This is a genomic window from Weissella sp. ESL1156 (assembly GCF_058505625.1).
The window spans coordinates 1,826,263-1,838,298 of record NZ_CP196372.1 but is presented as its reverse complement, the minus strand read 5'-3'; the positions used below and the strand labels follow the sequence as shown (position 1 = coordinate 1,838,298).

Annotated in this window: 7 protein-coding genes, 2 tRNA genes and 2 rRNA genes; 2 read left to right on the top strand and 9 right to left on the bottom strand. The window is 37.5% G+C overall.

The features are described from left to right. Positions 1-18 precede the first annotated feature (18 nt). Positions 19-108: transfer RNA gene (locus ACSKY2_RS09145), tRNA-Ser, on the bottom strand. A 258-nt stretch (positions 109-366) separates the two neighbouring features. Between ACSKY2_RS09145 and ACSKY2_RS09140 the strand changes: the two genes are divergently transcribed. Together ACSKY2_RS09140 and ACSKY2_RS09135 are read left to right on the top strand one after the other, a co-directional pair. Beyond that, positions 367-549 carry a hypothetical protein gene (locus ACSKY2_RS09140; RefSeq protein WP_489877537.1) on the top strand — a complete coding sequence of 61 codons (183 nt, stop codon included), beginning with the start codon at positions 367-369 and terminating at the stop codon, positions 547-549. A 297-nt stretch (positions 550-846) separates the two neighbouring features. Further along, on the top strand, positions 847-2,646 hold the full coding sequence (locus ACSKY2_RS09135; protein WP_489877536.1) for a hypothetical protein: 1,800 nt from the start codon (positions 847-849) through the stop codon (positions 2,644-2,646). 306 nt (positions 2,647-2,952) lie between these two features. Here ACSKY2_RS09135 and ACSKY2_RS09130 read toward each other — a convergent pair. From ACSKY2_RS09130 to ACSKY2_RS09095, 8 genes are all read right to left on the bottom strand, one after another. Continuing rightward, positions 2,953-3,036, bottom strand: a tRNA-Leu gene (locus ACSKY2_RS09130). A 92-nt stretch (positions 3,037-3,128) separates the two neighbouring features. After that, positions 3,129-5,309 carry a Tex family protein gene (locus ACSKY2_RS09125; protein WP_489877535.1) on the bottom strand — a complete coding sequence of 727 codons (2,181 nt, stop codon included), beginning with the start codon at positions 5,307-5,309 and terminating at the stop codon, positions 3,129-3,131. Positions 5,310-5,327: 18 nt separating this feature from the next. Then, the gene (locus tag ACSKY2_RS09120; protein ID WP_489877534.1) at positions 5,328-5,774 is read right to left on the bottom strand and encodes a hypothetical protein; all 447 of its coding nucleotides are present in this window, start codon (positions 5,772-5,774) and stop codon (positions 5,328-5,330) included. Positions 5,775-5,917: 143 nt separating this feature from the next. Continuing rightward, positions 5,918-6,484 (bottom strand): ribosome hibernation-promoting factor, HPF/YfiA family, encoded by a 567-nt coding sequence (gene hpf, locus ACSKY2_RS09115; RefSeq protein WP_489877533.1) that lies wholly within the window; start codon positions 6,482-6,484, stop codon positions 5,918-5,920. Positions 6,485-6,636: 152 nt separating this feature from the next. Beyond that, complete coding sequence (locus tag ACSKY2_RS09110; protein WP_489877532.1) at positions 6,637-7,293, bottom strand: ComF family protein; 657 nt, start codon at positions 7,291-7,293, stop codon at positions 6,637-6,639. A 10-nt stretch (positions 7,294-7,303) separates the two neighbouring features. Beyond that, positions 7,304-8,611, bottom strand: a complete 1,308-nt coding sequence (locus ACSKY2_RS09105) for a helicase-related protein (protein WP_489877531.1) — start codon at positions 8,609-8,611, stop codon at positions 7,304-7,306. Between the two features lie 152 nt (positions 8,612-8,763). Then, positions 8,764-8,880 (bottom strand): 5S ribosomal RNA (rrf, locus tag ACSKY2_RS09100). Between the two features lie 74 nt (positions 8,881-8,954). Beyond that, positions 8,955-11,870, bottom strand: a 23S ribosomal RNA gene (locus ACSKY2_RS09095). Positions 11,871-12,036 lie beyond the last annotated feature (166 nt).

Sequence of the window (12,036 nt, the reverse complement as noted above, 5' to 3'; positions counted from 1 at the left end):
CATCACAATGGATATCAAAGGAGATAGGGGGATTCGAACCCTCGCGCCGGTTTCCCGACCTGACGGTTTTCAAGACCGTTCCCTTCAGCCAGACTTGGGTATATCTCCATATGTGTTCATAGTTAACACAATAACCACAAAAGATATCATACCTCTTTATTGCAGGCATGTCAAGAAAAACTATTCCAATTATAAATAACTCAGTTACGTATTATTTTTTTAACAACAAAAAATAGGACAAGCATCCTATTTACAGTATACATTAATTTGGGTATTATGATACCACATTAAGCTAAAGACAAAAAGCAAATATACTATCGTTTTATCTTATATTCAAAATTATCCAAAACCATTAACGGAGGAAAAATGATTGGATTAATTGGTTTAGTGACTATTATATTTGGTATCTTATTGACAATACTTGGTCAAACAGCACCACTCATACGGTTATTTTTTGGTGATAAAAGTGTCATTTATCAAATCTGTTGGGGTAGCTTACTATTCATCATTGGCACAATAATCCTAATTTATCATGCCATTCATATATAATATATCAAAACAGCACCATTACTAATGCAATGGCGCTGTTTTGATTGCACGCAAAAGACATCATCAGACTATTATACTAACGTTTATAAATATTTTGTCGCAAATTTTAAAACAATTGTTTTGTCCAATAAATATATTGTTAGGTTCTCAATATCTATCATATTTTTTATTGGAAACAAAATAAAATGAAACAATTATTTTATATTTATTTAATTTTTTAAACATTGTTCAATAATACAATATATATGCCATGTTATATGTTATCTTTTGGGAAGATTAATATTATTGAGGCATATCATGAAAAAGTATATTCAACCAATTATCATATTTTTTATTATTGCAATATTTGTTTCTAGTCCGATTATCCTTAACAAAACACCTGTGTTAGGAGTTGATGGCTATTTTCACTACAACAGAATATATGAAGCTGCAATGCAGATCAAACACTTAAATTTTTCAATGCTAAATTTATATTCATTTCAACAATCTGGACGCATTGTAAATGCACTATATAGTCCCTTCTTTACCTATCTTTTCGGATTATTATTATTGATTGCCGGCTCTTGGCTAAGATTTCAAATCATATTAAATATTTTAGTTATCTTTACAGCAGGTTTTACCACTTATTTTGTCTCAAGAAAAATAGGATTTAGCCAAACCATGAGTATGGGATTAGGAACTATTTATTTAAGCACTAATGCCGTTGCATCATTCTTAATAGTTTCTGGATGGCGTTCAATAGGCTTAGCATTTCTGCCCTTAATGATTTTACCTATCATGGACATGTTAAAGGGCCATTTTGGCCTAAAACATGCTCTTTTACTCGCATTAACCGTCAGTTTACAAGTTCAAGGACATTTACTAAGTGCCGCATTTGCAATACCTGTATTGATTTCTGCATTTATTGTTGGGTTCATTCAAACACCTGAGAAATGGTCAATGATTAGATATCTAGTTATAGCAGTTATTACTTCGATTATATTATGCTTAAATACTATTTTGCCTTATCTACAGGTATCAACACATAACGTGTTAGTACCACCAACGCGCATAGATGTCACAGATAGTATCTTTAATCCATTTGATATTTTTTCAACAAATGGTATTCCCTTGTTAGGCAACCACATATCAGTATCTGAAAACATATTGGCCCTTTTAGCAGTACTAGGAATTGCTTTAATTATGATGTTCTGGAAAAGAACATCTATTTTAAGTAAAATTTTAATTATTTCAGGACTTACCTATTTTGTCTTAGGTAGTAATTTAATGCCATGGTCAATTATCCAACGAAATTTACCTGAAATTAGCAATTTTTTACAATTTTCATTTCGATTTACACTCGTTGGTGAAGTATTTATTTTAATTGGCACATTATTGGCTATTAAAGAATTAATAAATAACGCCAATCTTAATTTTAATAAATTACTAGAATTCGCAACGATTACAATGGCTATCATTAGTGTTATCAGTCTAGCAACCTCGGTTTCAAACAACGTTATTTCAAACGATAAACAGACCACTACTGTTGCACAAAGTGCCGCAATTAATCCAAAAGATTTAAGGTCCAACCCCCTAGATGGTCATCCAGTAAATACAACAACTGACTTAAGACCAGCTTGGAGTAGCCCCGATTTAAGTCAACTTATAAATACAGTAGATCGAACAACACCAGACTACTTACCAATTATTAAAGTTGATAATAACACAGATTATTATGGCCTATATACTGAGCATGTTTTAGCAAGACATCATACATTTAATAAAGATGTGCAATCAAACGGTGTCTTGCATATTTCTTGGCATCAAAATAAAACTCATCAAATTGAAGTGCCTGCTTTTATATATAAAAATACAAATACTTACCTTAATAACAAAAAGCTAAATAACGCCACTATTTCTAAAACATCCATCGGAACATTGAATCTTAATGGTGTTAAAGGTAAAAATGTTCTGACGTTACACTATAAAACTAGTCATATGTTTAATTTGATAATCATAATTTCTGATTGTAGCTGGTTACTTTTACTTTGTTATTTTATATTTATAAATATACTAGTAAAATTTGATAAAAAGTCATCTCAATTAATATCACATTAAACAGAAAATTTCACTAATCTATTCAATTTGATTGTTGGTCAAATCATTCTAATAACATTATTATTTCGTTGAATAGTTTAACTATTAAACAACTGAACTTGCCATCAGTTTGGTTGTTTTTTTATGTGTCATTTTGCGAGTAGAAATTATTTTCGAAAGATTTTGTCGTAAATTTGTCGCAAATGTTTTAGTAAATAATACTATCTAATAGTTAATTATAAGAATAATGACCATATCAAAGTAAACAAAAAGCCTGACATAACAACGTTTTACTGTTATATCAGGAACTCTATAAAATCATTAAAATGCGAACGGAGGGGGTCGAACCCTCACGGTATTTCTACCACAGGATCCTTAGTCCTGCGCGTCTGCCAATTCCGCCACGATCGCATACCATGTTGCTCAATGCTAACATAGCTAATGTTATCAAAGATAGTTAAAACTTGCAACATTTCTAAAAACGACTATTTTGAAATTCGTTCTTAATGATTTACTTCATTTTTTGGTGCGACCATCGTTAATCCAATCCGTTGTCGTTTCTTATCAATTTCAGTCACCCAAACAACCACAATATCACCAACGGCAATGATATCATGTGGATTAGTAACGCGTTGTACTGATAATTTGGAAATATGGACCAGCCCATCTTCATGAACACCAATATCGACGAAAGCTCCAAAATCAACAACATTACGGACTGTACCCTGCAATTGCATACCAATACGTAAATCATCTATTGTTAATACATCTGATCTTAATGTTGCCGCTGGTGCAGCATCTCGTAAATCACGACCTGGTGTTTCTAATGACACAATAATGTCATGTAAAGTTGGATAGCCAATATTTAATTCATTCGCAAAGTTTGGTGTATCGAATTTTTGCAATTTTGACTTTATTTCTGAACCCAGTTGGTCCACATTAGCAGCTTTCAAAATTTTTTTGGCAACTCCGTATGACTCTGGGTGGATATCTGTATTATCTAATTGATTTTTTCCATCTGATATACGTAAAAATCCGGCCGCTTGTTCAAATGCTTTCGGTCCTAATTTTGGTACTTTCTTTATCTCAGTCCGCGACTCAAAGCGCCCATTTTCATTGCGATAAACCACAATATTTTGGGCCGTTATCATATTCAACCCTGCAATGTGGGTTAATAATTGTGGTGATGCTGTATTCAAATTAACGCCAACTTGATTAACCGCTGTTTCAAGAACATGATCTAATTCTAAAGACAATTCTTTCACTGGTAAATCATGCTGATATTGACCCACACCAACTGCTTGTGGGTCAATTTTAATTAATTCAGCCATTGGATCTTGTAACCTGCGAGCAATTGAAATGGCAGAACGCTGTTCAACCGGTAAATCAGGAAACTCAGCACGTGCAACATCACTAGCTGAATAAACCGATGCCCCGGCTTCATTGGTGACAACATATCTCAACTCTGGTAAATCATTTTTAATAATGTCTGCAATAAATTTTTGTGATTCACGTGAAGCAGTACCATTTCCAATTGCAACCAATGATACATGATATTTTTTAACCAATGCAATTACTTTTTCACGTGCGCCTTGCGGATCATATTTTGCTGCTTTATGTGGGTAAATTACAGCTTTATCTAAAAATTGACCGGCTTCATTAACGACGGCTAACTTAGATCCGGTACGAATACCAGGATCAAATCCTAAAACAATTTGTCCATGTAATGGCGCTGCCATTAATAAATGATATAGATTTGTACCAAATATCTTAATTGCATCCCCGCTTGCTCGATTAAATAATGTTTTCCTAATTTCTCGCGCAATTGCAGGACCGATAAAGCGCCTATAAGCATCAATTGCAGCAGTAATCAAAATATCCGCTATTGGGCCTTCACGATGACCTACTAATCTAAATTTTAAATAACGTGCAATTGCATCCTCATCCGCAATAATATTAACCGTTAAGACACCCTCATTTTCACCACGATTAATTGCTAAAATTTGATGGTTTTGAATATTCTTAATGGCAACATTGAAATCATAATATAATTCAAAAACACCCTGTTCATCTTTCTTATTAGCACCACGTTTTAGTTTTGCAACAAAACGCCCATTTTTTAATGTAAATTGACGTACCCAATCACGTAGCCCTGCATTTTCACCAATGACCTCTGCAAAAATTTCATGCACTCCTGTAAAAACAGATGCCGTATCTGGTAATCCTTTTCCTGAATTCACATACTTTTCTGCTTCCACTTGTAAATCAATATCAGGAAAAGTTTGAATAAGCTGTGCAAATGGCATTAATCCTGCCTCTTTAGCCAACGTTGCTTTTGTTTGTCTCTTTTTCTTAAACGGTAAATAAATATCTTCTACTTTTTGCAAAGTATCAGCTGTTACAATTGCCCGTTGTAAATTTTCAGTCATCATATGTTGTTCAGTAATTGCTTTAAAAACAGAATGCTTACGAGCCTGTAAATCCATCAATTGCTTTGTATGTGTTTGAATATCTCTGATTTGAACCTCATCTAAATTACCGGTTACTTCTTTACGATAACGCGCTATAAAAGGTACTGTATTTCCTTCATCTAGTAGATTATTAACCGCTGCTACCTTATTAGTAGGTATGTTTAAATTTTTCCCAATCTGTTGTGCAATATTAATTTCTAATACATCAGTCATTTTAATTACCTTTATTTTTTAAGACGCAATCGATGTAAAAATACGTCGAATTTGTGTTAAGAATTTATTCATATATTTATCTTGTTTTGCTTCAGAATCCCTAAAATTAGCAATATTAACATCTTGTGTTGCCACATCTAAAGCATCAGCCATCTGTTTTGTTGCGGTAGTATAATCTGTAAATATTTGTTGCAGATTTTTATGTAGGCCTATTAAGCGTACCGGTGCTATAATTTGATTAAATTTTTTTGAAACATCTTGATAAATATCAACAGTATTTTCAAATGCTGTTGCAATCTCTTTAAACTCTACCACTGACATTTTATCTAGTTCTTCTTTTTTTAGAGCGTTATCAATTTTTTCAAAAAAAGGAGCAACTTGATTTCCTGCTTCTTGAATCGTTTCAAACATTTCACTCAATAATAATCTATAGCGTTGATTTGTCATATACTTACTTTTCGCCATTTATTTTCCTCATTTCAAATTATTATCGCTTATCAATTTAATTATTAAAGATAAAAAGACCAGGAAAGTTTCCCAGTCTTTCAAATTTCAAATTCAATTAGCTTGTATGGCAATTTCCCATTTGCCTACAAGATGCCATGACACTAGTTTACAGTGTCAAGTAATGCATATTTGCCATCACGTCGCTTATAAACCACTGCTGGCAAATCTGTTTCAGCATCTTGGAAAATAAAGAATTCATGACCCAAAAGTTCCATTTGAAGAACTGCCTCTTCAGCATCCATTGGTTTCAAATCAACGTGCTTTGTTCGCACAATCTTTAAACCATCTTCTGCTTCGTCATCAGTTGATGGTGCTGCAGGATCAACCATGAAATCAGTATTTTCAATACCCTTGTAACCCTTTTCACGGGACTTACGATTAACTTTAGTCTTATACTTGCGAATTTGACGCTCTAATTTATCAGAAACAAAATCAACTGTTTGGTACATATCTGTTTGCGTATCCTCTGCACGAAGTAACAAATATGGCAATTGAATAGTTACCTCAGTTTTAAATGTACCTTCTTTGTATGATCGTACATTCACGCGAGCGATATAACTAGCTTCAGTATTTAAATAACGCTCTAGTCGAGAAATACGCTTCTCAATGTATTCTGACATGGCATCAGTGATTTCAATATTCTCACCACGTACTTTAAATTCTAGCATAATCCTGTCTCCTGTCTGACTATATTTATAAGATATATCCCAAAAAATTATATCTTACACGTCCCGATATAATCATTTCTGTATCCTATCGGTAAGTATATTGTAACATATTGATAATAAAAAAAGAAAGCGTTAACATTCAACAACCATCATTATCGCGCGAGCGTTAACGAAATAATCTTAGTCGCACCAGCTGCGACTAAGCATTGTGCAGCATGTCTTAAAGTTTGTCCCGTTGTATAAATATCATCCACAATGCAGATACTTTTTTCTGAAATATCTTCTGTTGACGAAGCTATACTAAATGGTTGATTTGTTAATAATCTTGCCTGTCGTGTTTTATGAGATTGTGTCATTTTTTTTGTTTCTCGACAGCGTAACAATGGTTCAAACGTTAAACCCTCTAGCCAACCAACTACCTGATTGTATCCTCGGTGACATAAAGTGTCATCTGTAATAGGAATAGGGACTATTTTATCTACATTTACTTTAAATAACCTTTGTTGTAGTTCATATTTAAAAATATTTCTCAAATGATATCCACCTTGAAATTTATAAGCTTTAAAATATGACTGCATTTGATTATTATATTTAAATAGTGCTTGGTTATTAATATTTGGATAGCCTAATCGAAGCCACCAAGTACAATCTGAACAATATTTTTCATTAGTTTCAGACTGGCATCCAAAACATCCTGTATTGGGCATTATTCGTTGAAATCCATCTTGACAGGTTCCACAAATCATAGATTGCTGACGCACTGAAAAGTTAAAAAAATCATTAAGTTGCCACTCACCATTAAATATCATGCCGCATAGTTCACATTTCATACAATTTTCCTAATGTGTTTAAGTAGTTGATTTCCATTATTGCATTACTCAATGCACTTGTTTTTTCTTGTACATATACTTTTACTAATCCGTCTGGTCGTTGCGTACTACGGCCACATCTACCAGCTATCTGAATTAAGGTTGCTGTTGAAAAGATTAATTCGTCACCACCTAAAATAAGGACATCAATTCCCGGAAAGGTAACGCCACGTTCTAAAATGGTTGTTGTTATTAGTCCATCTAACTGACCATCACGCATTTTTTGAACCTTTTCTAACCGGTCTTTATCGGTCGCATATGTGCCCATTATTTTAATACTTTTAATTTTTAATGCCGTATTCTTTAACTGCATTAATATATTAGTAACATCAATCACTTCTGGTACAAATAATAGAAATTTTATACCTAATTGTTTTAATTTATTCATTTGTTTGATTAACTTATGAGGTATCTTTTTACGCCAAGCTCCCACTCTCTCTAATTGAATATTTGGCAAACAATAACCATGAAATCGTCTAGGCAACATTGATAACTTCACTTGCTTTTTATTAATCATTTTTTTTAATGCAATATTCAAAGTAGCTGTTAAATAAAATATAATCCCATTATTTTTTTTAGCTTGCTTAACCGCTCCTATCAAAAACGGATTATTGGCATACGGGAATGCATCAACCTCATCAATAACAATTAAATCAAAAGCAGCTTTAAATTTGAATAATTGATGTGTCGTGGCTAATACCAATTGTGTATATTGATATGTGTCTTCTGTTCCACCATATAAAGTTATAAATGATAATTGAAAGCTTTGCTTTATTCTTTTTCTCAACTCCAAAACAACATCTACACGAGGCGAAACGATTGCAATTCGCTTTCCTTGTTTTATTGCTAAAGATAACATTGGGAAAAGCATTTCTGTTTTACCAGCTCCGGTTACCGCATAAGTTAGGTGTGATCGATTATCTATCAATGACTCAATTTGTTGACTAGCAATCCGTTGTTGCAAGCTAGTTAATTTTCCAGACCATATGCACGGACTTTCTGGTATTACAAAATCATTTGGTTCTGGAATCGTAACCAAATAATCTTGTGAAGTTATTCTACCTAACTTTGCACATTGCCAACAATATAAAACATTATCTGGTAATTGCCATTCATTCAATATGAAACTATGACACCGACCACATTGATTTTTATGAATTGCTGGTTCTATGTTCACCTTTTTGGGTAATTGACTCAATTTGTTTTCTGTACAAGTTATTAGACGACCATATAGTAAAGATTCATCATATTTTTTCATTATTACCACCCAATTAATAAGGACGGTAATAAACCAATAATGTTCAAAAATTTTGATATTCTTTGCAAAATGACTGATTACCATCATTCTGCCTAGTACTATTTATAAAACATAAAAAAAGACTCACAATTAATTGTGAGTCTTCTCTATTCGCATCGCAATGTCCTATCCTCGCAGGAGGCGATCCTCCAACTACTTTCGGCGTAACTGAGCTTAACTGCTGTGTTCGGTATGGGAACAGGTGTGACCTCAGTGCCATCATCACGACACGTTTCTAATTGAGTGAACTTAGTTCCCTCAAAACTGAATCATAATTACTTTTTTGCCTTACACCACTTGCTACTTGGTTAAGTCCTCGAACCATTAGTACTAGTCCGCTCCATGCGTCACCGCACGTCCACTTCTAGCCTATCTACCTCATCATCTTTGAGGGGTCTTACTTCATTACTGAATGGGAAATCTCATCTCGAGGCGAGTTTCACACTTAGATGCTTTCAGCGTTTATCTCATCCGTACATAGCTACTCAGCGATGCTCCTGGCGGAACAACTGATACACCAGTGGTACGTCCACCCCGGTCCTCTCGTACTAAGGGCAGCTCCTCTCAAATTTCCTACGCCCGCGACGGATAGGGACCGAACTGTCTCACGACGTTCTGAACCCAGCTCGCGTACCGCTTTAATGGGCGAACAGCCCAACCCTTGGGACCGACTACAACCCCAGGATGCGATGAGCCGACATCGAGGTGCCAAACCTCCCCGTCGATGTGGACTCTTGGGGGAGATAAGCCTGTTATCCCCAGGGTAGCTTTTGTCCGTTGAGCGATGGCCCTTCCATGCGGAACCACCGGATCACTAAGCCCTACTTTCGTACCTGCTCGACTGGTAAGTCTCACAGTCAAGCTCCCTTGTGCCTTTACACTCTACGAATGATTTCCAACCATTCTGAGGGAACCTTTGGGCGCCTCCGTTACCTTTTAGGAGGCGACCGCCCCAGTCAAACTGCCTGCCAGACACTGTCTTCCACCACGCTTAGTGGTGTGAGTTAGAGTGTTCATACAACGAGGGTAGTATCCCACGTTTGCCTCCATCGAAACTAGCGTCCCGATTTCTACGGCTCCTACCTATGCTGTACAAGCTGCACAAACACTCAATATCAAGCTACAGTAAAGCTCCATGGGGTCTTTCCGTCCTGTCGCGGGTAACCCGCATCTTCACGGGTCTTTAAATTTCACCGAGTCTCTCGTTGAGACAGCGCCCAGATCGTTACGCCTTTCGTGCGGGTCGGAACTTACCCGACAAGGAATTTCGCTACCTTAGGACCGTTATAGTTACGGCCGCCGTTTACTGGGGCTTCAATTCGTACCTTCGCCAAAGCTAAGCACTCCTTTTAACCTTCCAGCACCGGGCAGGCGTCAGCCCCTATACGTCATCTTACGATTTTGCAGAAACCTGTGTTTTTGATAAACAGTCGCCTGGGCCTATTCACTGCGGCTCAGCTTGCGCTGAGCACCCCTTCTCCCGAAGTTACGGGGTCATTTTGCCGAGTTCCTTAACGAGAGTTCACTCGCTCACCTTAGGATGCTCTCCTCGACTACCTGTGTCGGTTTGCGGTACGGGCAGGTAAACACTAACTAGAAGCTTTTCTCGGCAGCGTGACATCACAGACTTCCCTACTTGATTTCGGTCCTCATCACAACTTATCCTTATGACAGCAAGCATTTGACTCACTCTCAGACTCATTGCTTGACCCAGCTTTTCCAACTGCTGGGTTCTGTTAGCCTTCTGCGTCCCTCCATTGTTCAAACATGTTCACCTGGTACAGGAATCTCAACCTGTTAGCCATCGACTACGCCTTTCGGCCTCGCCTTAGGTCCCGACTAACCCTGGGAGGACGAGCCTTCCCCAGGAAACCTTAGTCATACGGTGGACAGGATTCTCACCTGTCTTTCGCTACTCATACCGGCATTCTCACTTCTAAGCGCTCCACCAGTCCTCACGGTCTGACTTCATCGCCCTTAGAACGCTCTCCTATCGCGCCACTGATGTGGCACCCGTAGTTTCGGTGGTGTGTTTAGCCCCGGTACATTTTCGGCGCAGAATCACTCGACTAGTGAGCTATTACGCACTCTTTAAATGGTGGCTGCTTCTGAGCCAACATCCTAGTTGTCTATGCAACTTCACATCCTTTTCCACTTAACACACACTTAGGGACCTTAACTGACGATCTGGGCTGTTCCCCTTTCGACAATGGATCTTATCACTCACTGTCTGACTCCCGGACATACGTGATTGGCATTCGGAGTTTATCTTAATTTAGTAACCCGAGATGGGCCCCGCACCAAAACAGTGCTCTACCTCCAACACGCTATCTTCCGAGGCTAGCCCTAAAGCTATTTCGGAGAGAACCAGCTATCTCCAAGTTCGATTGGAATTTCACCGCTACCCACACCTCATCCCAACATTTTTCAACATGTACGGGTTCGGGCCTCCAGTGCGTTTTACCGCACCTTCACCCTGGACATGGGTAGGTCACCTGGTTTCGGGTCTACAACAACATACTCGAACGCCCATTTCAGACTCGCTTTCGCTACGGCTCCGGTCTTTCCACCTTAACCTTGCATGTTATCGTAACTCGCCGGTTCATTCTACAAAAGGCACGCTATCACCCATTAACGGGCTCTAACTTGTTGTAGGCACATGGTTTCAGGAACTTTTTCACTCCCCTTCCGGGGTGCTTTTCACCTTTCCCTCACGGTACTGGTTCACTATCGGTCACTAGGGAGTATTTAGCCTTACGAGATGGTCCTCGCAGTTTCCGACCGGATTTCACGTGTCCGGCCGTACTCAGGATCCTACACGGGAGTTTGCTTACTTTCGCATACGGGGCTATCACCCTGTTTCGCTCAGCTTCCCAGCTGCTTCTGCTAATAAACAAATTTGTAACTCCACAACGGTAGTCCTACAACCCCAGTGTGCAAGCACACTGGTTTGGGCTCCTCCGCGTTCGCTCGCCGCTACTGACGGAATCGATTTTTCTTTCTTCTCCTGTTGCTAATGAGATGTTTCAGTTCACAACGTCTACCTTCGTTCAACTATGTATTCATTGAACGATAACTTGCATCACAAGTTGGGTTCCCCCATTCGGAAATCCCCGGATCATAGCTTACTTACAGCTCCCCGAGGCATATCGGTGTTAGTCCCGTCCTTCATCGGCTCCTAGTGCCAAGGCATTCACCATGCGCCCTTAATAACTTAACCGATCAACTCTCGTTGATGATTTCGTTTGAGTATTGTGACTCAATGGTCACAAGCGATTTTAAACTGATTTAAAAAACTCAAAAAAATACGCGGTGTATTTTTTCGGCTCAATTTAATTGATTAATATCAATTGAAATGAATTTAAAAATTTACAATTATGATTCAG